The following is a 25,855-nucleotide window of genomic DNA, read 5'->3' as shown; positions in this document are numbered from 1 at the left end:
GGTTAAACTTTTGCCAGTTCAGCCCGGAATGCGGCGACGATGCTGTCATATCGATGCGGGTCGGCATCCTTGCCAGCCTGATACACCGCAGAGCCCGCGACGAAAGTATCGGCTCCGGCGCGAGCGATTTCAGCTATGTTATCCACTTTCACGCCACCGTCAATTTCCAGCATAATGTCTTTACCACTGGCGTCGATACGTTTTCTGACAGCACGCAACTTGTTCAGCGCTTCGGGAATGAATGTCTGTCCGCCAAACCCTGGATTGACCGACATGATCAAAACCAAATCCAGTTTGTCGAGCACATGATCCAGGTAGTGCAGTGGCGTAGCCGGGTTAAACACCAGTCCTGCTTTGCAGCCTTGCTCTTTAATCAATCCGATGGTGCGATCGATGTGATTCGAGGCTTCCGGATGGAATGAAATGATATTGGCGCCAGCCTTGGCAAAATCGGGAATAATTCGATCCACCGGTTGCACCATCAGATGCACATCGATAATGGCATCGGTAACCGGGCGAATAGCTTCGCAAACGAGGGGGCCAATGGTGAGATTGGGGACATAATGGTTGTCCATTACATCAAAATGTACGATATCCGCGCCTGAGTCAATCACATCGGTGACTTCCTGACCCAATTTGGCGAAATTAGCGGAAAGTATGCTGGGTGCTAAACGGTACATGGAAAAGACCTCTCAATATTCAAATCCGCTATTTTAACCGCAAATGTAAGACTGCGCGTAAAAGAGTGATTGTTAATGGATAAATTTTTTGATAATCCTTTCGGATTGTTTATCTTAGAGACGATCAAGTGAATGCTTAACGATACTATGTTATTTTCTTTCATTTGCTAGAGGCTGGGTGGTGTAATCCAATTAAACGCAAATTTTTCATCGCGCGGTATTGGTGCCGGAATCATCCTAACCCAAGCAGCTATCGAACGTCTTTCCTATGAATATGCAGTAAAAGTTAAACATCTTGTAACTGGAGATGGATTTAAGAATCTCTGGGCATCCGATAAGTTTCGGTTACTATTCTCTTCTCTGAGAATTCCATTGAATATTCCGCCAGAAACTTCCACTCTTGGAGATCTTGCCCGGAGTCAGGGAATGAAATGGATCGATGCCCCCCATGCTTTAACAGAAATAAGGAATTCTCTAATTCACCCGGAACATAAGAAACGTGATCAGCTTGACTCTGCTTACTTCGATGCTTGGAATTTAGGTTTGTGGTATTTGGAAATGGGAATTCTTGCTATTTGTAATTATGAGGGTGCTTATGGAAATAGATTGAAGCTTAATCGAATGGGAGAAGTTGAAAATGTACCGTGGATCTGAATTTTAAATTTGCGACCGATATGTTTTATACTTATTTGCAATAAGCTGAATAGCAATGATTGTCAATATTGAGACTATTTCTTGGTACACTACCGCTAAGAACGTACAACAGTTTGGAACGAAAAGATGATCGAAGAGAAGAAGTATGAAATCGAAGTCAGTGTTCGTACCGTATATCTGCCCGATCAATCGGATGAGGAATCGGAAAGGCATGTGTTTGCATATACCATTACGATTGCAAATAACGGGACGGTTGCGACCCAACTCATCAGCAGGCATTGGATTATCGATAACGGTGATGGCACGATTCAGGAAGTACGCGGATTGGGCGTTGTGGGCGAACAGCCGTTGCTCAAGCCGGGAGATAGTTTTGAATATACTAGTGGGACAGTGATTTCTACGTCGGTTGGATCAATGAAAGGTAGCTATCAGATGGCGGCTGAAGATGGTTTTCATTTTGATGTGGCCATACCGGAGTTTATCTTGAGTGTTCCCAGAACACTGCATTAGTGTGTCTGATTTTAAGATCCTGGTGCATGTGTGATGTTTTAAGCCTTTAACATTTTAATGACCGGTAAGCTCTATCTGGTTCCTGCGCCAATCAGTCATGCCGATATCGCTTGGGCGCTGCCTGCGTCGGTGCAACAATGTGTGGCTGAAATTTCTCATTTTATTGTTGAGCATCCTAAAACGGCGAGGCAATTTCTGAAACAGCTGGATTGCACATGCCCTTTGCAGGAATTGAATATCCAGATTCTGAATGAGCACACGCAAGCAAAAGATTTTTTAGCTTTGCTGGATCCATTATTAGCTGGACATGATGTGGGCTTGTTATCCGAAGCGGGCTGCCCGGCCGTGGCGGATCCCGGAGCCGGTCTGGTCAGGCTGGCGCATAAAAATAATATTTCTGTCGTGCCTTTGGTTGGGCCATCCTCCATTTTGCTGGCGTTGATGGCATCAGGATTAAACGGGCAGCGATTTGCCTTTCATGGCTATTTGCCAATTGAGGGCGCAGCCAGAACAAGTAAAATAGCCGAGCTGGAAAGAATATCGATCCATCTGAAGCAAACGCAGATTTTCATTGAAACCCCCTATCGTAACCAGAAACTGCTCGAGCAACTCGTCAAAGTGTGCAATGACAATACCGATTTGTGCGTTGCAACCGATCTGACCTCTTCCCGTGAGAGGATTGCAACCAAATCGATCAAAGAGTGGCGGCGTGCTTTACCAGATGTCAATAAAATACCGGCGATTTTTTTATTGCAGGGATAACTGATTTTAATAGGAATGTTATCCACTGATCTGAGTGATTATTGATCAGGGTGTTTTTTTTGAATAAATTCTATTTTGTAGCCATCGGGATCTTCAATAAATGCAATGATTGTTGTTCCATGTTTCATTGGCCCCGCTTCACGCGTAACTTTGCCACCCATTTTCCTGGTACTTTCACAGGCTTGATAAGCATCGTCAACTTCAATGGCGATGTGGCCAAAACCTTCTCCTAAATTGTACGAAGAGGTATCCCAATTATGCGTCAGTTCCAATACGGTACCGCTAGCTTCATCCTGGTAACCTACAAAAGCAAGGGTAAATTTGCCATCCGGGTAGTCTTTGCGGCGTAATACCTTCATCCCTAAAACTTGCGTATAAAACGCAAGTGATTTTTCGAGATTTCCAACGCGAAGCATAGTATGCAGAATACGCATTTAAATTTTTACCATTTCAAAATCTTCTTTACGTGCGCCACATTCCGGGCACGTCCAATTGATCGGCACATCTTCCCAGCGCGTGCCGGGTGCAATACCTTCATCCGGAGATCCTAAGGCTTCATCATAGATGTAGCCGCAAATTAAACACATATAACGATTATATTGATGATTCTCTTCGGTAGGCATGATAGATAGCAGTGTCCTTTTAGGTTAAAATAATATTTTACGGTATTAATGCATGTTACAGCCACCCCCAATCGTACTTTCTTTTGCTGCAAATGACCCCAGTGGTGGAGCAGGCCTGCAGGCGGATATACTGACTATCGCCAGTTTGAGCTGTCATCCTTTATCTGTCATGACGGCTATCACTGTCCAGGATACAACAGGTGTAGATGAGGTTATGCCGCTGGATTCCGAATGGATTGCGGATCAAGCGCGCGCCGTTCTGGAAGATATGCCGGTGCATGTGTTTAAGATTGGTTTGCTGGGTAGCGTTGAAATTATTGCTGCTATCGCGGAGGTAATTTCCGATTATCCGCATATCCCTTTAGTGATGGATCCTGTATTGACTTCCGGGCGCGGAGATGAACTTGCGAACGAGGAAATGATTGATGCGATGCGTGAATTGTTGTTGCCGCAGGTGACGATATTAACACCCAATAGCTTGGAAGCAAGGCATCTTGCCCAACTGGATGGGGACAGCAGTGAAAGCAGGCTGGATTTGAGCGTTTGCGCCCATCGATTATTGGATATGGGATGCGAATATGTATTGATAACGGGCACGCACGAAAATACAGCGCAGGTGAAAAATACCTTGTTTAATGCTGAAGGTATCGTGCGATCAGATGAATGGGAGCGGCTTGAGCATACTTATCATGGTTCGGGTTGTACACTGGCATCGGCAATCGCAGCATCATTAGCCAACGGTTTATCAATAAGCGAAAGCGTCTTGGAAGCGCAGGATTATACCTGGCATACATTGCAAGACGGATTCCGCCCCGGCATGGGACAATATATTCCCAACCGGCTGTTCTGGGCCAGGGATATTGAAGAATGCGAAGACGAGAATGGCGATATGACCGTTGAGAAATCATAAAATTAAAGGGTTATATGCGATAACGCCGGATTCGAATAATACCGGTGAACTGCTGGACAAGACGCAGCAAGCACTGGTGGGAGGGGCGCAGTGTATTCAATATCGTAATAAATCCGTAGATAATTTGTTGCGCAAAAAACAAGCCGGTTTGCTGTTGCAGTTGTGCAAAAAGCATGCCATACCTCTAATTATCAACGATGATATTGATCTTGCAATAGAGATTGATGCGGATGGGGTGCATGTGGGGCGGAATGATAGTTCGATATCCGATGCGAGAAAATTTTTGCGGCAAGACAAGATTGTTGGGGCGTCGTGTTATAACAATCTGGACCTGGCGATTGAGGCTGAAAAACAAGGCGCAGATTATGTCGCTTTTGGGGCTTTTTTCCCCTCAGTGACCAAACCGGAAGCAACACCGGTTTCAATCCGTCTGATCAATCAAGCGAGGCAAATATTAACAATACCAATTGTCGGGATTGGCGGAATTCAACTGACTAATGCTGCAATGGTTATTCATAACGGTTGTGATGCCATAGCCGTTTGCAGTAATTTGTTTCAGGCCGGAGATGTTAGGGGAAGAGCGGCAGCGTACGCGCAATTATTTGCAGGAAATTTGTAATGTATTTTAATCCGGGTTATTTTTTATCTTTATCAATTTTTTTATGAGTAATTAAATGACTTCACGTAATCATCTATTGTTCGAACAATCTCAGCAATATATTCCTGGCGGCGTAAATTCCCCGGTCCGTGCGTTTAAATCGGTGGGTGGTGAGCCGGTTTTTTTTCAACGTGGCGAAGGTGCGTATTTTTGGGATGCGGACGGTAAATCATATATCGATTATGTCGGTTCATGGGGGCCTTTGATTTTGGGCCATGCGCATCCCGAGGTCGTGAAGGCGGTTCAGAATGCCGCACAGAATGGATTAACATTTGGTGCACCTACCGAGGCCGAACTGGAAATTGCGCAACTGATTTGTCAATTGATTCCGTCCATCGAGCAGGTGCGGCTGGTGAGTTCCGGCACTGAAGCGGGCATGAGTGTAATTCGCTTGGCGCGGGGCTTTACCGGCAGGAGTAAGATCATTAAATTTGAAGGATGCTACCATGGTCATGATGATTCCTTGTTGGTGAAGGCGGGCTCCGGTGCATTGACCTTCGGTAATCCTAGTTCTGCCGGGGTACCGGCGGAAACTGCCGGTCATACGATCGTTCTGGACTATAACGATATTGCAGGCATCGAAGCTGCATTTAACCAATGGGGAAAAGAAATCGCTGCGGTGATTGTGGAACCGGTTGCCGGCAATATGAACCTGATTGCTCCGCAAGCTGATTTTCTCACCAAGTTGCGGGAATTGTGTACGCAAAACGGTAGTGTGTTGATATTTGACGAGGTGATGACCGGATTTCGTGTCGGTTTGGGATGCGCGCAAGGGCTGTATCAAATCAAGCCTGATCTAACCGCACTGGGTAAAGTCATCGGTGGTGGCATGCCGATGGCGGCATTCGGCGGGCGCCGCGATATCATGCAATGCTTGGCGCCACTGGGTCCGGTTTATCAGGCGGGTACGCTGTCCGGTAATCCGGTGGCTGTTGCAGCGGGGCTGGCTACGTTGAAGTTGATTCAAGCGCCTGGTTTTTACGATAAATTGTCGAATAGAACACAGCAATTAATCGATGGCATTGCTACCAAAGCTAAAAATCATGGGATTGATTTTTGTGCACAATCTATTGGCGGTATGTTTGGTTTGTATTTTAGTAAAAATATTCCCACTAGCTTTGCCGAGGTGATGCAATGCGATAAATTAGCTTTTAATCGATTCTTTCATGCCATGCTGGAGGAAGGTATTTATTTTGCGCCCTCGGCTTTTGAAGCGGGTTTTGTGTCGTCAGTGCATGGAGATAACGAATTGGATAAGACGCTGTCTGCGGCAGAGAAAATATTTGGGAATTGGTAGTTCAGTTTGTTGTTAATAACGAATGCGAAGTGAAAATAAAAAAGGTGGCACTCGCCACCTTTTTTATTTCTTAATAGAGCACAATACTCAGCGCATAGTGGAAATATAAGCCGAAACGGCGCGTTTCTCCAGAGGATTCATGCGGGTAAGCACCTTCTGCATGACATTATTGTCATCACCGCCTCGCTCGGCTTTGTTAAACAGCTCCAGCTGCATCATCGTATATTCTGTATGTTGTCCGGCTATTGCAGGGTAATGAGGTGGGATACCGGCACCCGTGGGGCCATGACAGCTAGCGCAGGCAGGAATCTCATCACCGAGGTTTCCGCCGTGATAAAGAATTTTTCCCGCCTCAACTAATTTCTCATCGGCTGCTATTTGGCTTGGGGTGGTTTTTTGTTTGGCATAATACGCGCCAAGCGCTTTCATATCTTCCTCGGATAGCGTTGCTACCATGGCGGACATAACAGGGCTATTGCGTTTAGGCGGTTCATCGCCGGTTGCTTTAAAATCCATGAGCTGCTTAGTGATATACTCGGCATGCTGACCCGCCAGGATAGGGTTGATCGGAATGACGCTGTTGCCATCCGCATTGTGGCAACCCGCACACACGCCCGATGCAATTTCCTCCACTGTAGCAGGTGCAGCGGGGGTGGTATCAGCAGGTGTCGCATCATCTTCGGGGGCTTCAGCCGAAATCGGTGCAGCTATTGCAAATGCTGCAAGCATTACCATCATCTTAATTATTTTCATATTTCTTATTCCGTTTTTAAAAGGCTTTCAAAAATTGCTAGACATGTTCGAGAAATAACGGCGTATTTTAACAAGGCATAACAACGTTAACAACAAAATTAAGCTGATCTTTGTTAATTATAATATTTTATTTTTCAATGAAAATAATCTTTATTATTTTACTGTTAGTTAATATAGCTTATGTAATGGGCACGCAGCTCTTGTCTGAAGAGAAAAATGAACTCCTGCCGGCTCAACAGAATCCTGAAAAAATAGTATTGGTTTCAGTACATGAAAGTTGTTTGATCTGGGGTAAGTTTTATGAGGAACAAATCCAATATGCTCAGACAGTTTTATCGGAATTATTTCCTGAGCTTCAGTATAGCCTGGAGGAATCGGGTGATACCATTATGTACTGGTTGTATATTCCATCTTTCTCGAATAAAGAAGCTGCCAATCGCGAAATTAATAAATTAAGAAATCTGGGCATCGTCAGTTTTCGCGTCAAAGATGAGACGCAATGGAAGAATGCAATTTCTCTAGGTATGTTTTATGATCAAAATGATGCGCTGAAACAATTGAAGGAGATGGAAAAAAAGGGTATCGCCAATGCCAGAATAGAAGACCGCAGCGTTTTGCTAAAAAATATAGTTATCCATAACCCGACACGAATGATTAAGGAGCAGATGCAGAAATTGGTTGAGCAATTTGATGATACGCATTTGGTTCAAGGCAAGTGTGAGCGTTTATAATATACCCGCATAGAAACGCAGGATTATCAAATTTGTTGCAATTTATTAAAAATTAATGAACTTTCAAAGCTTCTCACTCAATCATCAAATAAACTAATAATGACGGTACTGATAAAAACAGCGCAAGAAATAGAAAAAATGCGCATTGCAGGGCGGCTGGCAGCGGAAGTGCTGGATTACATCGACCCCTATGTCGTGGCAGGCATCACTACTGGAGAGCTGGATTCGTTGTGCCATCACTATATGGTCGATGTGCAGAAAACGATTCCCGCGCCCTTGAATTATGCCCCTGCAGGGCATACCCCTTATCCCAAATCCATTTGTACTTCGGTGAATAATCAGATTTGTCATGGTGTTCCGGGTCAAAAAAAATTAAAAAACGGAGATATTATTAATATCGACATTACCGTGATTTATGAAGGATATCATGGGGATACCAGCCGGATGTTTTACGTGGGGGAGCCTTCTATCCAGGCGAAACGTTTATGTGAGGTTACGTTTGAAGCGATGTGGCGGGGCATCGATGAAATCAAGCCAGGTAAACGTTTAGGGGATATCGGGCACGCCATTCAGAAACTGGCCGAAGGGGTGGGGTATAGTGTGGTCAGGGAATTCTGCGGCCATGGCATCGGCGCAAAATTTCATGAAAACCCCCAAGTATTGCATTATGGCCGGACCGGAACAGGGCTGGAATTGCAACCAGGGATGATCTTTACCGTAGAGCCGATGATTAATGCGGGTAAAGCGGCCATTCGTCATCTGCCGGACGGTTGGACCGTCACCACCAAAGATGGCAGCTTGTCAGCGCAATGGGAACATACCATTCTGGTCACCGCAGACGGTTATGAAGTTCTGACCGTATCAGCAGGCACTGCGGGTAAACCTGCTTATCGTTTTTCCAACTAGGTTCTCATTCTCAAGATAAAATTCAGTCATGATACGAAGTCATCAACGTACTCCGGCGCAAATCCGCCCGGTCAACATTATTCGTCATTACACCAAGCACGCCGATGGTTCGGTGCTGATCGAATGCGGTGATACCAAAGTGATTTGTACCGCCAGTATCAGTGAGCAAGTTCCCCCTTTCCTTAGAGGTCAGGGTCAAGGCTGGCTGACGGCCGAATACGGCATGCTGCCCGGCTCGACGAATACCCGCATGCAGCGTGAAGCGGCAAAAGGCAAGCAATCGGGACGCACGATGGAAATTCAACGCTTGATCGGACGAGCGCTGCGCGCTGCGGTTGATCTTAAAAAGCTCGGCGAACGCACCATTCAACTTGATTGTGACGTCATCCAGGCTGACGGCGGCACGCGCACGGCCAGTATCACCGGTGCGTTTGTTGCGCTGCACGACGCGATCGAGAAATTGATTTATCAGCAACTCATTGAAACCTCGCCGATCACGGATCATGTGGCGGCGATCTCGGTCGGCATTCATCAGGGCGTTCCGATGCTGGATCTGGATTATGTTGAAGATTCTTCATGCGATACGGATATGAATGTGGTAATGACCGGAAATCTGGGCATCATCGAAGTGCAGGGCACGGCGGAAGGTAACGCTTTCAACCGCAAAGAACTGGATAGCATGCTGGATTTGGCGCAACAAGGTATTCAGGAATTGATTGCGATACAGAGAAAAGTTTTGCTGGCGAAATAATCGGGTCACTATGGATACACTGAAACAGCTGGTAATCGCGAGTAACAATCAAGGCAAGTTGCGTGAAATTCGCGCATTGCTGGAACCGCTGGCCATTACCGTGGTGCCGCAATCTGATTTTGATGTGAGTGAATCCGATGAGCCTTACGGCACTTTTGTCGAGAATGCATTGACCAAAGCACGTCACGCCAGCCGTTGCTCCGGGTTGCCTGCGCTGGCGGATGACTCCGGCATCTGCGTGCAAGCGCTGAACGGCGTGCCTGGCGTCAATTCCGCACGCTACGCTGGCGAACCTAAATCGGACGCGCGTAACAATCAAAAACTCATCGAAACCCTGAAACAGCAAACCGATCGCCGCGCTTATTACTATTGCGTCATCGTACTGCTGCGCCATGCCGACGATCCGCAACCGATTATCGTCGACGGATCGTGGCACGGCGAAATCATCGACCCGCCGCGCGGCGAAGGTGGGTTCGGTTACGACCCGTATTTTTATCTACCCGAATTCGGTAAAACTTCCGCTGAATTGACTGCGGAAGAAAAAAATCAAATCAGCCACCGTGGCCGGGCCCTGGCGAAATTGGTGGAAATTTTACGTGCTGGGGAATATTGAGATTGCTTTCTACAAAATTTCCTTGGTTCATTATTTTTTTAGCTTGTTTCTGCGCATGACTTGATAACCAACGAGCCCCAGGCCTAGCAGCATCATAGCCCATGTTTCAGGTTCAGGCACGACCTGAACCACACCAAATGGATGAATGTCAAATACTGAAGGGTTATTTTCCAAGTCATTCCATTGGCCTTGCACGGTAGGCTGATTTAGGTTCGGGGTCCAGATATGCGCATAATCTTCATTGCCCCGCGCGTGGTCAGGTTGTCCAGGTGACCAATTAGTATAGGTGACGGGCTCACCGCTGGCCCATTCAAAGCTGCCAACATGGCCGACATCGGTCAAACCAATCCAAAGAGTTGATCCTGCAACGCTCTGAATTAGAGGCGTAAAAGTATCATAGATCCAACTGTTTTCAGCGGCATTCTTAATTGTTGCCAGATGTCCTCCCATGGATACAGCCTCAGCTTCCGAATTTGTCCAGGAATTTTCGCTCAGTAAATAATATGTATTACCGTTAACTGGATTGATAATAGGACCGCTTAACATCAAAAATGGGGTCAGGTCGCGAATAAAGAATATTATCGATGGATCGACAAGTAGCGATCAGGTATAAACAATCTTCTCCCGATTCGTCGATGACGCGAATCTGTTCATGTTTTTCCGCCTCATCATCGGAGAGCACTTCGTAACAACTTGCGAATTTTTAGCGGTACTTCATATTCTTGGTTGCCGATATGAATGGCAATCTTATGTTTATTCACGATGATGCGTGCTCGGTCGCGTACTTACAGTTGTTCGTAATGTCCGCCAATGGCGAAAATATAAACATACTTATCGTCAAATTTGTAGATCACCCGGTCTTTTTGGCTAAGCCTGCGCGACCAGAAACCTGTTAAGTTATGTCGCAACATTTCCGGTTTACCAGTGCCCATTGATGGATCATCGCGAAGCATTTCTTTCAGAATGTTGCAGAGTGATTTATGCAGCCGCGGGTCACGTGTTTTCAGTGCTTCGTAAATTTCCCACGTATTGCCTTCAAACACCAAGGATCTTTTGGACTTCTTCATCCGGTGGGATATATCCCGATTTTGTGGTGTGGGTCTGTGTCGAAGCCAGAATTTGTTGTATTAGGTTCGTATTTTGAAGCACAAAAAGTGTTTCTTGATCACGCGCCCAATCTTCGGCGCTGATGATCACAAAATCCTCACCGCTTCGACGGGTAATTTTAACCGGTTGATGTTCGCTGATAACCTTCTCAACAATGTTTTTAAGGTTATCGCGAAATTTATTGACGCTGATGTTATCCATTTTGATTGGCGTACGGTATGACCGTACACTTAATAAAGAAATGCAACAGTAGCACAGTCATTACACTGAGATCAAATGGGTTATGCGATCTTGGAAAACCTTAAACTAACCAAGCTGCTCTTGATGATACTTCAAATGCTCGCCGATAAACGTGCTGATGAAATAATAACTGTGATCATATCCACTGTGAAATCGCAGCGTGAGATTCTGATCCGCTTCACGGCACGCTTTCTCCAAAGCTTCCGGGTACAGTTGCTGCGCCAGGAATTGATCGTCCATACCCTGATCGATCAATAAATCGGGCACGTGACGACCATCTCTGATCAACGCGGTGGCGTCGTACTGACGCCAGCTTTGTTGATCTTCACCTAGGTAGTTGCGGAATGCTTTTTGTCCCCACGGGCATTGCATCGGTGCGCAAATCGGCGCGAACGCGGATATCGAACGAAACAGATCGGGATAACGCAGCGTCAGCGTCAACGCGCCGTGGCCGCCCATTGAATGACCAAAAATGCCGATGCGATTCGGATCAGCAGGAAATTGATCGGTGATGATCCGGCGTAGTTCCTGGGTAATGTAGCTTTCCATGCGGTAATGCTTCGACCACGGTAGTTGCGTCGCATCCAAATAAAACCCTGCACCGGCGCCGAAATCCCAATCATCGGTTTCACCGGCAATGCCGGTCTGGCGTGGACTGGTATCCATCGATATCAGCATCAGACCGTACTCCGCTGCGTAACGCTGCGCACCGGCTTTGATCATGAAGGTTTCTTCGGTGCAGGTGAGTCCGGCCAGGAAGAATATCACCGGTACGCGCTGATACTGCGCCTGAGGCGGTTGGTACACGGAAAAGCGCATCGGCAAACCGATGATCTCGGATGGGTGCTGGTAAAAGCCCTGGACGCCGCCAAAACATTGATGCAGGCTGCGGGTTTCGAGTGTCGTCATGATTAGTAAATCACCACGGAGCGAATGGATTCACCGCTTTTCATCAAGTCAAAGCCGTCATTGATTTTATCCAGCGGCAGGGTGTGGGTGATCAGCGAATCGATATCGATTTTGCCTTCCATATACCAATCCACAATTTTGGGTACATCGGTGCGGCCGCGCGCGCCGCCGAATGCGGAGCCTTCCCATTTGCGGCCGGTGACGAGTTGGAAGGGGCGCGTGCTGATTTCGGCACCGGCCTCCGCCACGCCGATGATGATGCTGCGTCCCCAGCCTTTGTGCGTACATTCCAGTGCCTGGCGCATGATTTTGGTGTTGCCGATGCACTCAAAACTGTAATCTGCACCGCCGTCGGTCAGTTGTACCACGGCATCGACGATATTGGGGACATCGTTCGGGTTGATGAAATGCGTCATGCCGAATTTGCGTGCCATCGCTTCGCGTTCCGGATTGATATCGATACCGATGATTTTGTCGGCGCCAACCATGCGCGCGCCTTGAATGACGTTCAAGCCGATGCCGCCTAGGCCGAACACGGCCACGTTCGCTCCGGCTTCGACTTTGGCGGTATAGATCACCGCACCGAGTCCGGTTGTGACACCGCAGCCGATATAGCACACCTTATCGAAAGGGGCGTCTTCGCGGATTTTCGCTAGCGCGATTTCCGGTACCACGGTGTAATTGGAGAACGTCGATGTGCCCATGTAGTGGAACAGCGGTTTTCCATCAATTGAGAAACGCGATGTACTGTCCGGCATCAAGCCGCGACCTTGGGTGCTGCGAATCGCCTGGCATAGATTGGTTTTTTTCGACAGGCAAAATTTACATTCGCGGCATTCCGGGGTGTACAGCGGAATAACATGATCGCCCTTACGTAACGATTTGACGTCGGGGCCGATATCCACCACCACCCCGGCGCCTTCATGACCCAGGATGGTCGGGAACAGACCTTCGGGATCGGCGCCGGATAACGTGTAATAATCGGTATGACAAATGCCGGTGGCTTTGATTTCTACCAATACTTCACCGGATTTCGGGCCTGCCAGATCGACCTGTTCGATCGTTAAGGGCTGACCGGCTTTCCAGGCTATTGCAGCGCTTGTTTTCATTGAAATTTGTCCTTGTTATATTTTGTGATTGCGCAGATGCGCCAGCAGACCGCGGCTGGCTTCCTCGACCATATCCAGTACCTGCTCAAATCCTTGCTGTCCACCGAAGTAAGGATCTGGCACTTCGATATTCATCGGGGCATTTTCGCCATATTGCATAAATAATTGAATCTTGCCGTGATGATGCTGAGGGCTGCGCTGCCGCAATAAAGCGAGGTTCTCGTTGTCCATGGCGAGAATGTAGTCGAATTCCTCAAAATCACTCGATTGCACCGCACGGGCGCGTAATTCGTCCATTTTATACCCGCGCTGTAATGCCGTATGCTGCGCGCGGTGATCCGGCGGGTTGCCAATGTGGTAGGCATGCGTGCCCGCGGAATCCACTTCTATCATGTGATCCATCCCGGCGGTACTGACGATATGCCGGAATACGGCGTCCGCGGTTGGGGACCGGCAAATATTGCCCATGCAGACAAATAATACTTTTATTTTTTTACTTTGGCTCATGATTAGGGTGATTTAAGGCTGGCTGTATTAATAATAATTGATGAATCGCTGTGTTTTATTACCTGTTGGCAAATTGCCAAGTTGTTTTTTTGGTATCTTTCAGGTCTTCTTGAATTAACCCAAAGTTAGTTTACTAATACATCATTAAGCTTGGCAAGCCATCTTTATGGAAACGTTAAAATGATTTTATTCGGGGAATGTCATGACGCCCACTTTTTTATCCGGTTGCATTACACTATCTTATTATTGACCGTTTTATTTTTATTGTGGCGGATTGCTGTTGATTACCTAATAGAACGGGTTATCATGGTTAGCCTTGTAGCTTTAAGATGCTTCTCATAAAAAATCAGATGCCTCATCGAGATTAGTAACAGGAATATATTATCTATCATGACACAAATACACGATCAAACTCTGCCTGAAGGCACGCAAATCGGCGTCTATGAAATTAAAGGCGTTGCAAAGGTGAGTGCATTTGATATCACTTATCGTGCTTGGAATCATCATCTTAAGGAGCGAGTGAAAATACGCGAATATTTTCCTCATGATTTCGCAAAACGCGCAATGGATGGTGTTGGCGTCGAACCCAAATCTCTATATCAAGCTGATAAAGAAAATTATGATTATGGATTAAAGGCATTTTTGGATCAGGCTGAGGTTCTCACCCAGATCGAGCATCCTAATATTGCGGTGACAGAAAACATTCTTTCATTAAATGGCACGGCGTATCTGATTATGGGTGCCCAGGAGGGGATGCCGCTGGCTAAGTTGTTAGAGGCGCAAGTCTCTTTAGCCGAAGCAGAATTAAAATTCATACTGGTATCGGTCTTGAGTGCGTTGCAGCAAATACACGAACATAAAATCGTGCATGGCGGCATTCAACCGGCGGCAATTCTTATCGGTAAGGACGGTGAACCGCTGCTGATTAATTTTGCTGCTGCACGATTGGCGATCGCTGCCCGTACCTCGCGCTTCACTGAGGAATTAGCCGTTGGTTATGCACCTGCGGAGCAATATGAACCCGGCAATGAATCTGGACCTGCAACCGACTTTTATGCGTTGGGCGCAGTTCTTTATGTGGGTATGACGCATCACCCGCCTGTTGCGGCGCAGACCAGGAAAACGGCTTTAAGCCAAGGGGAATCCGATCCAATGAGTGATCTTTCCCGATCTCCGGACATCGTTTATAGTGCTGAATTATTGCAAGCGGTGGAGTGGATGTTGCAGCCGGAATATCAGGACAGACCGCAATCGGCTGGTGAGATTTTGGCGTTGCTGAAATCCGATCATGCCAGTGAAACCAAAACCGCAGCCGCAAAACAAATGACTGCAGAGACACTTACCCGTAGCCGTCCGGTGGCTAATAATATGCTGTTGATGGGTATCATGATCGGAATCGTTGTTCTGGTGACTGTTGGATTATGGTTCGACGAGAATCCTGCGGAGCTATTGGATGACGGGCCAGGTACTGTGGCCACTGAGCCTCTATTTCAACGCAATCCCGGGAAAGTCGCTGATACTTCAGCGATAAAAGAAGAAGATTCATCCGTTGCTTCGGGGACAATCGAATCAAATCAAGAATCGGGACCGGATAAAGTATCCGAAACCGTGCGAGCAATGTCGTATGGAACTGAAAATCAACCCGTTACCAGTACTCCTTCTCCGCAGGAGTTGGCGGTTGTCGAAGCGGAACGTACTGCGGTAGTTGATGCACCTTTGTCCCAATCTGCGGAGCAGGATTCTGCGATAAAACCAATTGATGCCGGGTTAATTAAAAAGCATTTGACTGCAGCTGAGAAAGCCATGAAAGCGGAGCGCTTCACCACACCTGCAAGGGATAATGCGTACAAATATTACCAGATGGTGCTGGCGATGGAACCCAATAATACAGAGGCGCTTGAAGGTCTGCAGAAAATGGTGGATCGCTATATTCAGTTTATTGAAAAATCAAAGGCTGAAGGTAAGCTTGATACAGCTAAGCTTTATTTGCAAAGAGCGGAATCCATTTTGCCGGACGATCCTAAGCTGCAGAAAATTCGAGCTGAGCAGGCAAATGCGCAATGAATCTCCTGGGGAAAGGGACGAACCGGATACTTCAAATAGCAGTTCAGCCAATTTGTATAATTTTAGCCACTGAGGGTGTTCCGTCAAGATTCCAAACGAAAAGCATATAAAAACCCGGAGGGGCTACATTAGCTGAAGCAGGTGTTTTTACTGTTACGATACGGTTACCTTTTTGTGGGGTCGGCAGGTTAAAAAAACGTGTCTCATTATTGAATGCATGTGTAGTAGCACCAATACGCACCAGCGTGATCCTGAAAATATTTTCGCTTGCTTCGATGGAAAATTGTTCGTTCCAACTCATCATGGTTGTTGGCGCGTCCACAATAACCGGCCGAAGAGAAAACTGCCCGCTGCCGTCTTTTTTAAATAAATAAGGCGGATAGTAAATTTCACCATTAAGCTGAGTCAAAGGACCTGGTGTGCCGCCGCCTCCGGTAATAACGCTTCCATCGGGAAGAAGCAATGAAGTTGAGTGATACAGGCGGGGAGTGGCCGCTCTTGCTGTTGCTTTCCATATTTTTGTACTGGGATTCCAAAGCTCGGAATCCAAAGCTGCACCTGCTAAGTCGTTACCGGTTGATGATCCTCCATTGATCCAGACAGAGCCATTGGCGAGTACGGTCGCATTGCTATATTGACGTTTTTTTGCCAGCGTGCCGCCCGAAGTCACGACAGGTTCGCCGCTACCATTGATGTTGACAACAGACGCCTTGCGGTTGTCGCGAATCGATAATATGCGGCCCGGGGCATACATGATGCTCGGTAGACTGTTAAGGCCTGACGGTGTGATTGATTTATACTTTGAGAGCGTACCGGTGTCTGAGGTGTCGAGCTTGTACATTGCTCCGTCGTGACCGAGAATGAACAATTTGCCTTGCGGGTTTACCCAAGCTCTGGGATAAAACCAGGCAACCCCGGTGCCGCCCAGTGCGCCGTAAGCGGCGCTACTGGTCGCTGAGCTAAGTACCCGCCATTGCCCGTCAGTTGTGCGTACTTCCGGCGTAGGAGAATAAGTCGCTACAGTGGCGGGTATGGTGGGTGTTCCGGGAAAATCCCTGCTGTTACGGCCACCCATCACCACATGTTCACCATTGGGCAGTGTTACAGCGGTTGCGTACCAACGCTTAAACGTCATGTTTTTGGGATGGTGCGTTAATGTATCGGTGGAGGAGTCAAAAACATTCACATTAGCGTGAGCATATTGCCTCTTCGTGTTCAAGAAGGCATCGCCACCAAAGAAAAGACCGCGGCCATCCGGGAGATGCGCCTGACCAGCGCAGTAGATGTCGGTAAGAGTTGTGTTGGGTAATGTTTCAAACGCATTGGATCCGGTGCCGAGCGATGGATCCCAGATTACATACAGCAGATTGCCAATCTGCGTACCCACGGTATCGGTTCCATAAGCAATGACTCGTCCATCCGGCATCAGCATCATTGCGATAGGTACAACGGGCCAATCGTGTAGAGGACCGAATCTCCCTTTCAGGTGAGCTTGTGATCCGGCCGCCACCGCATGAAAGTTGCTTCCGTGAAGAAAAAGAAATAAGAACAGGATGGCGGATAAAAGATACTTGAGATGCCAAATTCCTTGCGCAGAAAGAGAGCGTTTAAGCATCCTGTTTCTCCTGATATTGAAAGTATAAAAATCGGGGTAGTGGATGGCTTGCTTATATGAGTGATAATAAAGGGAATTGTATTTTATAACAATGAAATAGTGGAGAATATCAAGGATAGAGACCTTTGCACGGTGTCATGAGCGGTACGAGAATAAGGCAAAAATTTGCGAAAAAGCGGAGTTTACACGGGGTAAATGAGCATTTTTCGCGAATTTTTAACGCAATTATCGTGCCGCGTAGTAACCGTGCAAAGGTCTCGGATAAATAAATTACCCGAGTCTGTTTACAGTCTGTCTGGGATACCCTACTTCGCTCTTATGGGTATTTATATACTTTGCTGTATTTTCTTTTCTTATTGCGGATGGATCGCTGGCATGATTTTTCCTCTCTTTTTCTCAGAAAGATGTCAGCAACCCTCGTGATTGTCTTTTCAATAGCTAGCTTATTGTTTCCTCAAGGTTTATAAAGAAATGTCGTAAGGAATTTCACGCGAATCTTATTCAGGAGTTCAGAATGTCTCAACCAGTCTCAAGAAAACTATCAGATTGGGTCAATTTCCTCACAAGGGCAGAAATTCCTGTTCTCAAACAAACTGCACGGAATCTTGCGGTTCTTACAAAAGATGAACAAAACTTAAATGCGCGCAGTTATGCGAATGTTGTGAAGAATGATCCTTTGATGACAGTCAAGCTTATGCGTTACATGCAAGATCATAAGCATCGCTGCCAAGAACACGATGTGATGGAAGCCGAGCAGATTGTAATGATGCTCGGACTTGAAACCCTGCTTAAGAAAATTCCTCCTAACCCATTGGTTGAAGAAGTTCTCGGACGCAATAATATGAGTGCGCTCATCCATTTATTAAAAACGGCCCATCGTTCCAATATGGCAGCATCTTATGCGTATGACTGGGCGATTCGTTTGCATGATCTGCATTTTGCCGATATCCGTCTGGCTGCCCTGCTGCACGATATTGCAGAAATATTGATGTGGTGCTTTGCACCCGTTGAAATGTTAAAAATCAAGCAACTGCAAAAACAAAATAAAGCATTAAGAAGTGCAGTAGTACAGGAAAAAATTTTGGGATTTACTTTAAATCAATTGCAACATGAGCTCGCTGTCAGATGGAAGTTGCCTGAGCTACTCATTACACTCATGGATGATGAGCACGCAAAATTACGACGAGTTCGCAATGTCATACTTGCAGTGAATCTGGCCAGGCACTCCGCCAATGGATGGGACGATGCTGCATTGCCTGACGATTATGAGGAGATTTCCAAACTCCTGCACTTGCAAGCGTGTGACGTCATGACGATCGTTGGTGCTAACAAGCAGCACGAAAGCGCCCATCTTGCCTGAAATATAAACTATCAATTAAAAAAACAAACGCGCCAGTTCGATGCCCGGATCTTCCGCGCGCATGAAAGCTTCCCCGACAAGAAAAGTGTTAACTTGGTGAGCACGCATGCGCGCAACATCTGCAGGCGTATGAATTCCACTTTCAGTTACGACAATTTTCCCGGATGGGATCGAGGGTAGTAATTCCAAGGTTGTATCAAGTGATGTTGCAAAGGTATGCAGGTTGCGATTATTGATTCCGATTAATGGTGTAGATAACTGCAAGGCCATTTCCAGTTCAGCGGCATCATGGACCTCTACCAGAACAGCCATTCCTAGCGAGTGGGCCAGCTGTTCAAGCTTTAACATGCGTTCCAGAGATTCATTTTTTAGATTTCCGGGTGGATTGCCGCATTCCAGCAAGAAAGCGCTTACGATCAATAAAATGCAATCTGCGTTCATCGCGCGGGTTTCAGCAATCTGATACTCTTCCAGAATGAAATCCTTACGTAACACGGGAAGTGAACAGGCGTTCCTTGCCGCTTGCAAATATTCGGGGCTACCCATAAAAAATTGTTGATCGGTCAATACCGAAAGGCAAGCTGCGCCATGCTGGGCATAGGTCTGAGCTATTTCGGCAGGAACAAACGCAAAGGAATGAACGTTTCCCGAGGAGCCGCCGCGTAAAACACCTTTGCTCGGGCTGGCCTGTTTAATTTCAGCGATGACCGCTGATTTTCCTGCAGCAATTTTATTTTGAATGGCAGCGACAAAATCTCGTGGTGGTGCTGCGGATTGCGTTTCTTGAAGTAATATTGAATAAGGCTTTAATGCCTTGGCGGCTGCTATTTCTTGTTTTTTGACAGTGAGTATTTTGCTTAGAATATCAGACATGTTTTTAATTCGGATTTTTATTGGTAAATTCCACCAGATCATGAAGTTTTTTCAATGCGCCGCCACTTTCGATGGCTCTCTGCGCCGCTCTGATTCCCAATTCCAGTGTGTCTGTGAGCCCGGCAACATATATCGCAGCGCCGGCATTCATTACAACGATATCCCGCGCGGGCCCCGAGTTGTTTCTAAGAACTGAAAGCAACATTGTTTTTGCCTCTTCATTATTACTAACCTGGATGGCGTCGATGCCAGTGGATTTAAGACTGAAATCTTCCGGTTTGATGTTATAAATGGTTACTTGGCCATTTCTTAATTCGCCCATAATCGTTTCACCTGTGATCGTGATTTCATCCAATCCATCCTTGCCGTGCACGATCAGTACATGCTGGCTGCCCAGTCGCTGCAGCACATGAGTCAGGGTTTCTACTAGGTCTTCACTGAAAACTCCTAATACTTGCCTTTTGGCATTGGCGGGGTTTGTTAATGGTCCCAGGATATTGAATAAAGTTTTGATACCTAATTCACGTCGTACCGGGGCGGCATGTCTCATTGCGGCATGGTAATTGGGCGCGAACATAAAGCCGACGCCGATTTCGTTGAGACTCTGGGCAACTTGTTGAGGTGTCTGGTTGAGATTGACACCCAGTGCTTCCAGTACATCCGCACTGCCGGATTTGCTCGAAACTGATCTGCCGCCATGTTTGGCGACCCGTGCGCCTGCGGCGGCGGTTACGAAAGCCGATGCCGTTGATATATTAAAGGTGTGTAAGGAATCCCCGCCCGTGCCGCAAGTATCTACTAGATGGGTGTCATCGGGAATATCGACCTTAGTTGCAAATTCACGCATGACTTGTGCTGCGGCAGCTATTTCGCCAATAGTTTCTCTTTTTACCCGAAGGCCGGTGACGAGTGCAGCGATGAGCATGGGTGAAATTTCACCTTGCATGATTTTTCGCATTAGAGCGATCATATCATCGTGTAATATTTCTTGATGTGCGATGATTCGTTGCAGCGCTTCCTGTGGATTCATGAAATTGCCTCTGTGCAGTCTGATCGCTTAACGATTAAGGAAATTCTCGAGCATTTGATGGCCATGTTCACTCAAAATGGATTCAGGATGAAACTGAATGCCTTCAATGGCAAGGGTTTTATGACGGATACCCATAATTTCATTATCTTCGGTCCATGCTGTAATTTCCAGGCAATCCGGCAGCGTTGAGCGCTCAACGACAAGAGAATGATAGCGTGTGGCGGTGAAAGGATTAGGTAAGCCTCGGAAAACACCGATGTCATGATGATAAATCGGAGATGTTTTGCCATGCATCAATTGTTTCGCATGAATAACTCGCCCGCCGAATGCTTGTCCGATGCTTTGATGACCCAGGCAAACGCCTAGAATAGGAATGTTCTGACTGAACTGATGAATGGCGGACAGTGATACGCCCGCTTCATTCGGTGTGCATGGGCCGGGGGAAATCACAATTCGCTGCGGGCTTAATTGTGAAATTTTATCCAGAGTAATTTCATCGTTCCGGTATACAACAACCTTTTCTCCCAATTCCGAAAAATACTGTACCAGGTTATAAGTAAAAGAATCGTAGTTATCAATCATTAGCAACATGATTATTATGTGCGTTGTGGGTAATAGTTATTTCTGAGGCTTTTGAAAAAATCAAATCCAGTGACAAAATTCTCGAGTCATAGCGGATAAATTTTACCAGTTCGACCGGTATGCGAATAACATTATTGCTGTTATTTGAGCGCCATTTGATATTGCCTTATTAATTCAGTAGAATAGCACGTTTTCCAACCTTGCCTCACCATCGTGATTGGTGGGAGGCTTATAACCCGAAAGGAATTTATGCGACATTACGAAATAGTCTTTATTGTTCATCCTGATCAGAGTGAACAAGTGCCTGCAATGATCGAGCGTTATCGTGGCATTGTAACTTCTAAAAACGGCAAAGTTCATCGAGTGGAAGATTGGGGGCGTCGTCAGCTTGCTTATCTGATTCAGAAAGTTCATAAGGCGCATTATGTATTGATGAATATTGAATGTGATCAGGAGATTCTGGATGATCTGGATCATGCTTTCAAATTCAGTGATGCGATTTTACGCCATTTAACCCTTAAAACTAAGGGGCCTGTCACAGAACCATCACCCATGATGCGCCAAGTGGAGAGAGCCGGTTCCGCGAGCCTGCAGGATTCAGAGGAAACTGCGGATGAAACGGATTCTGATGAGACTCCGGTAGAATCCGGGGCTGCTGCGACTGCATAGTTTTCTAGCCATTGGAATGTAATCAGACCACTATTTGCGGGAAAATTGCCAAATTAGGCATTTTACGCTACACCCCTGCCGGTACTGCTGTGATTGAGTTTACGGTAAGTCACGGATCTCGGCAAAAGGAAGCGGGTGTTATGAGGCAAATAGTCTTTGATGTTCCTGTGGTTGTGATGGGAGAGCAGGCTTTGACCGTGGCCGAATTTGAGATTAACAGCAGCGTCAGGCTCACCGGGTTTCTCAATAGAAAGAACCATATGAATCAGCAATTAGTGCTGCACTCAGATCAAATTGAACTCATTTAATTATAAATAGGAATAGATATGGCACGTTTTACTACCAGACGTAAAGACAGTAAAGAGAAAGAAAAAGATAAAAAAGCCAACCGCCCTTTATTCAAGCGCAAAAAGTTTTGCCGTTTTACCGCGGAAGGCATTAAACAGGTGGATTACAAGGATATTGAAATTTTGAAAGATTTCATTAGTGAAAACGGCAAAGTAATTCCGGCGCGAATTACCGGTACAACTGCTTTTTATCAGCGTCAGTTAGGTACGGCGATAGAAAGGGCTCGTTTTCTGGCGTTATTGCCTTACACGGATCGTCACTAAGGAGCAATGTTATGCAAATCATTTTGATGGAAAAAATTAGCAATTTGGGTCAACTAGGTGACGTAGTGAATGTTAAAAGCGGATTTGCACGTAATTATCTGATTCCGCAAGGTAAAGCAAAGCGTGCAACGGAGCAGGCTATTGCGGAATTCCAATCCAGGCGGGCGGAACTGGAGAAAAAACAGACAGCAGTTCTTGCCGCTGCTCAGGCAGTTGCTGCAAAACTGGATGGTTTGTTGGTGCAGATTTCCCAGAAAGCTGGCAGTGATGGAAAACTATTTGGTTCCGTTACCAATGCGAATATTGCCGAGGCGCTTACCGGCCTGGGTTTCTCAGTTGAACGTACCATGATTCATATGCCGCATGGTCAATTAAAGCAAGTGGGTGATTATCCCCTGACCATTTCACTGCATAGTGATGTAAAAGCAATTATTACCGTTTCGGTACTGGGTGATTCAACGTTCTGATAAAGCCATTTTATGGATTTATTTGAAAAAGGACTATTCGTAGTCCTTTTTCATTTGTGATTCAGCAAGTGGTAGAATCAGACATCTTCAACCGAGTTTTCGATATCTATGGTGCAATCACCGATCAGTCTCCATCAGGATCAGCTAATCGATCCCTATAAAACACCGCCCCATTCGATTGAGAGCGAACAATCGGTACTGGGTGGGCTCATGCTGGACAATAACGCGTGGGAGAAAGTCGCCGATATCATTACCGATGCCGATTTTTACCGACAGGATCATCAACTGATTTATCACCATATCTGTAAGCTGATAGAGCAGAACAGGCCGGCTGACGTCATTACCGTCGCGGAGTCGATGGAAACATCCGCAGAGCTGCAGACTATCGGCGGGCTTGCATATATTGGTGCCATTGTGCAGAACACTCCTTCAGCAGCAAATATCAAGCGCTATGCGGAAATTGTTCGTGAGCGCTCGATTATGCGCAATCTGGCGCAAGTCGGCGTGCACATTACCGACTCTGCTTATAACCCGGTGGGACGCTCTGCCGCAGACTTGTTGGATGAAGCGGAAGCGAAAGTATTTGAGATTGCAGAAGAAGGGGCGCGCGGTAAGGAAGGTTTCATGGGAATTCAGCCCCTGTTGCGGCAAGTGGTCGAGCGGATAGAGTTGTTATATAGCCAGGATAATCCGAGCAATGTAACCGGAATTGCATCGGGTTTTCACGATCTTGATCAGAAGACATCGGGATTCCAACCGGGTGATCTGATTATTGTTGCGGGTCGGCCATCCATGGGTAAAACCGCATTCTCGTTGAATATTGCGGAGTATGTGGCATTGGAGTTAAACAAACCCGTTGCAGTATTCAGTATGGAAATGGGCGGTGCGCAGCTGGCCATGCGGATGCTGGGGTCAGTGGGTAAGCTGGATCAGCATAAGGTGCGCACCGGTCGTTTGGATGATGAAGATTGGCCCAAGCTGACGCACGCTTTGGGTAAGCTGAATGAAGCGCCCATTTTTATAGATGAAACGGCGGCATTGAATGCGCTTGAGCTCAGAGCGCGCTCCCGGCGGCTGTACCGTCAGTACGGTGAACTGGGTTTGATTGTGGTTGATTATTTGCAACTGATGTCTTCTAGTAGTCAGGGAGAGAATCGCGCCACGGAAATTTCGGAAATATCGCGTGCGTTGAAAGGGCTGGCGAAAGAACTGAAAGTGCCGGTGATTGCATTATCGCAACTTAATCGCAGTTTGGAACAGCGTCCCAACAAACGCCCGGTGATGTCGGATTTGCGCGAATCCGGCGCGATTGAGCAAGACGCCGATGTGATTCTGTTTATTTATCGCGATGAAGTCTATAACCCCGATTCACCGGACAAGGGCATTGCCGAAATCATTATCGGCAAGCAGCGCAACGGCCCGATCGGAAAAGTCGATCTGACATTCCTGGGCGAATATACACGCTTTGAAAGCCATGCCAGGCCGGAATACTATTAGTACAATCTTTATTACGATGATTGCTGGTTTTTGGTAAATTATCCGGCGCCTAATTTTCAGCGCGCAGTACAGATGACGGGCTTACGCGGCTTGTATCGGAGAACCCATTTCGGGGTAAAGGATGAGTGGTGAAGTATAAAAGGCTGCAATCAAGTTATCAGGGGTTGATTTTCCAGCATTTGCTGTGCCTGTTCGTTTTAATCGTCCTCACCGGTTGTATATCGCCGCTGGCATTGAATCGCGCTGTGATTGCGTATGATGAAGCGGTTACCGATTCCATATCACAGCAGCTATTGGTGAATATCGTACGCGCGCATTACCGTCAACCGGTGCATTTTACCGGTGTATCCAATATTGCAGCTACTTTTACTTTTGTTGCCAATGCGGGGGCTACGCCAGCGCCGGGAGGACTCGCAGGCGCAACGTTGATGCCGATTTTCGGTGGTAGTCTGGCTGAGAGTCCAACAATCAGCATTGTTCCGATCGAAGGGGAAGAGTTCACGCAGCGCTTGCTGACGCCGTTTCCGCAAAGCAAGCTAACGCTGTTGCTGCGCCAGCATTATGATGTCGACATGCTGTTGCGCATGATGGCGCAGGAAGTTCGCATGGCGCACTCCGAACAGCATAGTGTTCATCGTAACACTCCCACCGATAAAGATGGGTATGAAATGTTCCGTCGCGTGGTACTGCATTTCTCCGCGATCCAGGATCATAATCAACTGTATGCAGAACCGTTGTTGTTGAAACATACCTGGAAGATTCCATCCAGTTCGATTGCGCCGGATAGCTTTCAGTCGCTGCAAAAAGAGTTTATCGTGCACTATGATGCTGAGGATGATGCCTTTGTTTTGCGCAAACATACCCCGGGCCCCATTCTGATTACTAACTATGATCCCGATCTGCTTCCCGAGGAAGAGCGTGAAGCGCTAAATGAACGCGCTAGAGATTGGGATATCAGCGATATTGCATTTGATATCCGTGCCGGTCATTATGGCGGTGACTGGCCAATGAGCGGTATGTTCCGGTTGCGAAGCTTTCATTCGATTCTTGGTTTTCTGGGTAAGGCGCTGGGTAATGAGAAGGGATATCATGTCGAGAAAGATACTCGTACGCCACCGATTCTCAACAACGAGAATCCAGACCAAACCATGGAATTTGCGGTTTCCAATGTGCCTCCTTCCGATGCCGATTTTTCGATCCGCTGGAATGACCGGTACTATGCGGTCAATACGACAGGACCCCATGCGCGTTGGAATCGGAATGCATTTCAGCTACTGTTCCTGCTATTTCAAATGACCGTCACCGATTTACCGCGCATCGGGGTGCCGAGTATTACGATTGCCAAATAATTTGGCAAGCCATTGTGA

The 25,855-nt window shown here is 46.8% G+C and carries 32 protein-coding genes; 18 read left to right on the top strand and 14 right to left on the bottom strand.

Annotated elements, in window-relative coordinates; translation table 11 throughout:
• Positions 1–2: 2 nt before the first annotated feature.
• Positions 3–680 carry a ribulose-phosphate 3-epimerase gene (gene rpe / locus CPG39_RS08130; RefSeq protein ID WP_074719496.1) on the bottom strand — a complete coding sequence of 226 codons (678 nt, stop codon included), beginning with the start codon at positions 678–680 and terminating at the stop codon, positions 3–5.
• 426 nt (positions 681–1,106) lie between these two features.
• Between rpe and CPG39_RS08125 the strand changes: the two genes are divergently transcribed.
• The 3 genes from CPG39_RS08125 (at position 1,107) to CPG39_RS08115 (ending at position 2,606) form a co-directional block, all read left to right on the top strand.
• Positions 1,107–1,334 (top strand): hypothetical protein, encoded by a 228-nt coding sequence (locus CPG39_RS08125; RefSeq protein WP_096292838.1) that lies wholly within the window; start codon positions 1,107–1,109, stop codon positions 1,332–1,334.
• A 126-nt stretch (positions 1,335–1,460) separates the two neighbouring features.
• The gene (gene apaG / locus CPG39_RS08120; RefSeq protein WP_013646560.1) at positions 1,461–1,844 is read left to right on the top strand and encodes a Co2+/Mg2+ efflux protein ApaG; all 384 of its coding nucleotides are present in this window, start codon (positions 1,461–1,463) and stop codon (positions 1,842–1,844) included.
• 57 nt (positions 1,845–1,901) lie between these two features.
• Positions 1,902–2,606, top strand: coding sequence for an SAM-dependent methyltransferase (locus CPG39_RS08115; RefSeq protein WP_096292837.1), 705 nt, complete (start codon positions 1,902–1,904; stop codon positions 2,604–2,606).
• A gap of 38 nt (positions 2,607–2,644) precedes the next feature.
• Here CPG39_RS08115 and gloA read toward each other — a convergent pair whose 3' ends face one another.
• Together gloA and CPG39_RS08105 are read right to left on the bottom strand one after the other, a co-directional pair.
• Positions 2,645–3,040: a lactoylglutathione lyase gene (gloA, locus tag CPG39_RS08110; protein WP_013646562.1), complete on the bottom strand. Its 396-nt coding sequence runs from the start codon at positions 3,038–3,040 to the stop codon at positions 2,645–2,647.
• Positions 3,041–3,229: a rubredoxin gene (locus CPG39_RS08105; protein ID WP_013646563.1), complete on the bottom strand. Its 189-nt coding sequence runs from the start codon at positions 3,227–3,229 to the stop codon at positions 3,041–3,043. It lies immediately after the preceding gene.
• A gap of 52 nt (positions 3,230–3,281) precedes the next feature.
• Between CPG39_RS08105 and thiD the strand changes: the two genes are divergently transcribed.
• From thiD to hemL, 3 genes are read left to right on the top strand one after another with little or no spacing between them, the layout of a single operon-like run.
• A complete protein-coding gene (gene thiD, locus CPG39_RS08100) occupies positions 3,282–4,139 on the top strand; it encodes a bifunctional hydroxymethylpyrimidine kinase/phosphomethylpyrimidine kinase (RefSeq protein ID WP_096292836.1) in 858 nt (285 codons plus the stop codon).
• Positions 4,126–4,758, top strand: coding sequence for a thiamine phosphate synthase (gene thiE, locus CPG39_RS08095; RefSeq protein WP_096292835.1), 633 nt, complete (start codon positions 4,126–4,128; stop codon positions 4,756–4,758). The genes thiD and thiE overlap by 14 nt, the downstream gene beginning before the upstream one ends.
• 55 nt (positions 4,759–4,813) lie before the next feature.
• Positions 4,814–6,094, top strand: coding sequence for a glutamate-1-semialdehyde 2,1-aminomutase (gene hemL, locus CPG39_RS08090; protein WP_096292834.1), 1,281 nt, complete (start codon positions 4,814–4,816; stop codon positions 6,092–6,094).
• Between the two features lie 87 nt (positions 6,095–6,181).
• Here the strand turns inward: hemL and CPG39_RS08085 are convergent, their stop codons facing one another.
• Positions 6,182–6,847, bottom strand: coding sequence for a c-type cytochrome (locus CPG39_RS08085; RefSeq protein WP_096292833.1), 666 nt, complete (start codon positions 6,845–6,847; stop codon positions 6,182–6,184).
• A 185-nt stretch (positions 6,848–7,032) separates the two neighbouring features.
• Between CPG39_RS08085 and CPG39_RS08080 the strand changes: the two genes are divergently transcribed.
• From CPG39_RS08080 to rdgB, 4 genes are all read left to right on the top strand, one after another.
• Positions 7,033–7,578, top strand: a complete 546-nt coding sequence (locus CPG39_RS08080) for an SPOR domain-containing protein (protein ID WP_231990248.1) — start codon at positions 7,033–7,035, stop codon at positions 7,576–7,578.
• 99 nt (positions 7,579–7,677) lie between these two features.
• Positions 7,678–8,484 carry a type I methionyl aminopeptidase gene (gene map, locus CPG39_RS08075; RefSeq protein ID WP_096292831.1) on the top strand — a complete coding sequence of 269 codons (807 nt, stop codon included), beginning with the start codon at positions 7,678–7,680 and terminating at the stop codon, positions 8,482–8,484.
• A gap of 28 nt (positions 8,485–8,512) precedes the next feature.
• Positions 8,513–9,235, top strand: a complete 723-nt coding sequence (gene rph, locus CPG39_RS08070) for a ribonuclease PH (RefSeq protein WP_096292830.1) — start codon at positions 8,513–8,515, stop codon at positions 9,233–9,235.
• A 10-nt stretch (positions 9,236–9,245) separates the two neighbouring features.
• Complete coding sequence (gene rdgB, locus CPG39_RS08065) at positions 9,246–9,848, top strand: RdgB/HAM1 family non-canonical purine NTP pyrophosphatase (RefSeq protein WP_096292829.1); 603 nt, start codon at positions 9,246–9,248, stop codon at positions 9,846–9,848.
• Positions 9,849–9,878: 30 nt separating this feature from the next.
• Here the strand turns inward: rdgB and CPG39_RS14505 are convergent, their stop codons facing one another.
• From CPG39_RS14505 to CPG39_RS08035, 6 genes are all read right to left on the bottom strand, one after another.
• Entirely contained in the window at positions 9,879–10,298 is a 420-nt protein-coding gene (locus tag CPG39_RS14505; protein WP_172424096.1) for a lectin-like protein, read from the bottom strand.
• Positions 10,299–10,633: 335 nt separating this feature from the next.
• The gene (locus CPG39_RS08055; RefSeq protein WP_096292827.1) at positions 10,634–10,915 is read right to left on the bottom strand and encodes a Txe/YoeB family addiction module toxin; all 282 of its coding nucleotides are present in this window, start codon (positions 10,913–10,915) and stop codon (positions 10,634–10,636) included.
• Positions 10,884–11,156, bottom strand: a complete 273-nt coding sequence (locus tag CPG39_RS08050; RefSeq protein WP_096292826.1) for a type II toxin-antitoxin system Phd/YefM family antitoxin — start codon at positions 11,154–11,156, stop codon at positions 10,884–10,886. The genes CPG39_RS08055 and CPG39_RS08050 overlap by 32 nt, the downstream gene beginning before the upstream one ends.
• Positions 11,157–11,261: 105 nt before the next feature.
• The gene (fghA, locus tag CPG39_RS08045; protein WP_096292825.1) at positions 11,262–12,104 is read right to left on the bottom strand and encodes an S-formylglutathione hydrolase; all 843 of its coding nucleotides are present in this window, start codon (positions 12,102–12,104) and stop codon (positions 11,262–11,264) included.
• A gap of 2 nt (positions 12,105–12,106) precedes the next feature.
• Positions 12,107–13,213, bottom strand: a complete 1,107-nt coding sequence (locus CPG39_RS08040; protein WP_096292824.1) for an S-(hydroxymethyl)glutathione dehydrogenase/class III alcohol dehydrogenase — start codon at positions 13,211–13,213, stop codon at positions 12,107–12,109.
• A gap of 15 nt (positions 13,214–13,228) precedes the next feature.
• A complete protein-coding gene (locus tag CPG39_RS08035; RefSeq protein WP_096292823.1) occupies positions 13,229–13,720 on the bottom strand; it encodes a low molecular weight protein-tyrosine-phosphatase in 492 nt (163 codons plus the stop codon).
• A 390-nt stretch (positions 13,721–14,110) separates the two neighbouring features.
• Between CPG39_RS08035 and CPG39_RS08030 the strand changes: the two genes are divergently transcribed.
• The gene (locus CPG39_RS08030) at positions 14,111–15,784 is read left to right on the top strand and encodes a serine/threonine protein kinase (protein WP_096292822.1); all 1,674 of its coding nucleotides are present in this window, start codon (positions 14,111–14,113) and stop codon (positions 15,782–15,784) included.
• 43 nt (positions 15,785–15,827) lie between these two features.
• Here the strand turns inward: CPG39_RS08030 and CPG39_RS08025 are convergent, their stop codons facing one another.
• Positions 15,828–17,399: a glyoxal oxidase gene (locus tag CPG39_RS08025; RefSeq protein ID WP_096292821.1), complete on the bottom strand. Its 1,572-nt coding sequence runs from the start codon at positions 17,397–17,399 to the stop codon at positions 15,828–15,830.
• 514 nt (positions 17,400–17,913) lie between these two features.
• Here CPG39_RS08025 and CPG39_RS08020 point away from each other — a divergent pair.
• Positions 17,914–18,759: an HDOD domain-containing protein gene (locus tag CPG39_RS08020; protein ID WP_096292820.1), complete on the top strand. Its 846-nt coding sequence runs from the start codon at positions 17,914–17,916 to the stop codon at positions 18,757–18,759.
• A gap of 15 nt (positions 18,760–18,774) precedes the next feature.
• Here CPG39_RS08020 and trpC read toward each other — a convergent pair whose 3' ends face one another.
• From trpC to CPG39_RS08005, 3 genes are read right to left on the bottom strand one after another with little or no spacing between them, the layout of a single operon-like run.
• Complete coding sequence (trpC, locus tag CPG39_RS08015; protein ID WP_096294286.1) at positions 18,775–19,632, bottom strand: indole-3-glycerol phosphate synthase TrpC; 858 nt, start codon at positions 19,630–19,632, stop codon at positions 18,775–18,777.
• 4 nt (positions 19,633–19,636) lie between these two features.
• Complete coding sequence (gene trpD, locus CPG39_RS08010; protein ID WP_096292819.1) at positions 19,637–20,662, bottom strand: anthranilate phosphoribosyltransferase; 1,026 nt, start codon at positions 20,660–20,662, stop codon at positions 19,637–19,639.
• A 27-nt stretch (positions 20,663–20,689) separates the two neighbouring features.
• On the bottom strand, positions 20,690–21,253 hold the full coding sequence (locus CPG39_RS08005) for an anthranilate synthase component II (RefSeq protein ID WP_096292818.1): 564 nt from the start codon (positions 21,251–21,253) through the stop codon (positions 20,690–20,692).
• 240 nt (positions 21,254–21,493) lie between these two features.
• Here CPG39_RS08005 and rpsF point away from each other — a divergent pair, with 240 nt between their 5' ends.
• The 6 genes from rpsF (at position 21,494) to CPG39_RS07975 (ending at position 25,837) form a co-directional block, all read left to right on the top strand.
• Positions 21,494–21,913: a 30S ribosomal protein S6 gene (gene rpsF / locus CPG39_RS08000; protein ID WP_096292817.1), complete on the top strand. Its 420-nt coding sequence runs from the start codon at positions 21,494–21,496 to the stop codon at positions 21,911–21,913.
• 11 nt (positions 21,914–21,924) lie between these two features.
• Complete coding sequence (priB, locus tag CPG39_RS07995; protein ID WP_096292816.1) at positions 21,925–22,221, top strand: primosomal replication protein N; 297 nt, start codon at positions 21,925–21,927, stop codon at positions 22,219–22,221.
• Positions 22,222–22,239: 18 nt separating this feature from the next.
• Positions 22,240–22,524, top strand: a complete 285-nt coding sequence (gene rpsR, locus CPG39_RS07990; RefSeq protein WP_062557985.1) for a 30S ribosomal protein S18 — start codon at positions 22,240–22,242, stop codon at positions 22,522–22,524.
• Between the two features lie 11 nt (positions 22,525–22,535).
• Positions 22,536–22,991 (top strand): 50S ribosomal protein L9, encoded by a 456-nt coding sequence (gene rplI / locus CPG39_RS07985; protein WP_096292815.1) that lies wholly within the window; start codon positions 22,536–22,538, stop codon positions 22,989–22,991.
• Positions 22,992–23,099: 108 nt separating this feature from the next.
• Positions 23,100–24,488 carry a replicative DNA helicase gene (dnaB, locus tag CPG39_RS07980; protein ID WP_096292814.1) on the top strand — a complete coding sequence of 463 codons (1,389 nt, stop codon included), beginning with the start codon at positions 23,100–23,102 and terminating at the stop codon, positions 24,486–24,488.
• Between the two features lie 128 nt (positions 24,489–24,616).
• Positions 24,617–25,837: a hypothetical protein gene (locus CPG39_RS07975; protein ID WP_096294285.1), complete on the top strand. Its 1,221-nt coding sequence runs from the start codon at positions 24,617–24,619 to the stop codon at positions 25,835–25,837.
• Positions 25,838–25,855: the final 18 nt, after the last annotated feature.

It is taken from the genome of Nitrosomonas ureae, from assembly GCF_900206265.1.
Lineage (GTDB): Bacteria > Pseudomonadota > Gammaproteobacteria > Burkholderiales > Nitrosomonadaceae > Nitrosomonas > Nitrosomonas ureae_C.
The sequence above is the reverse complement of the archived record's forward strand: the minus strand, read 5'-3'. Positions and strand labels throughout refer to the sequence as shown.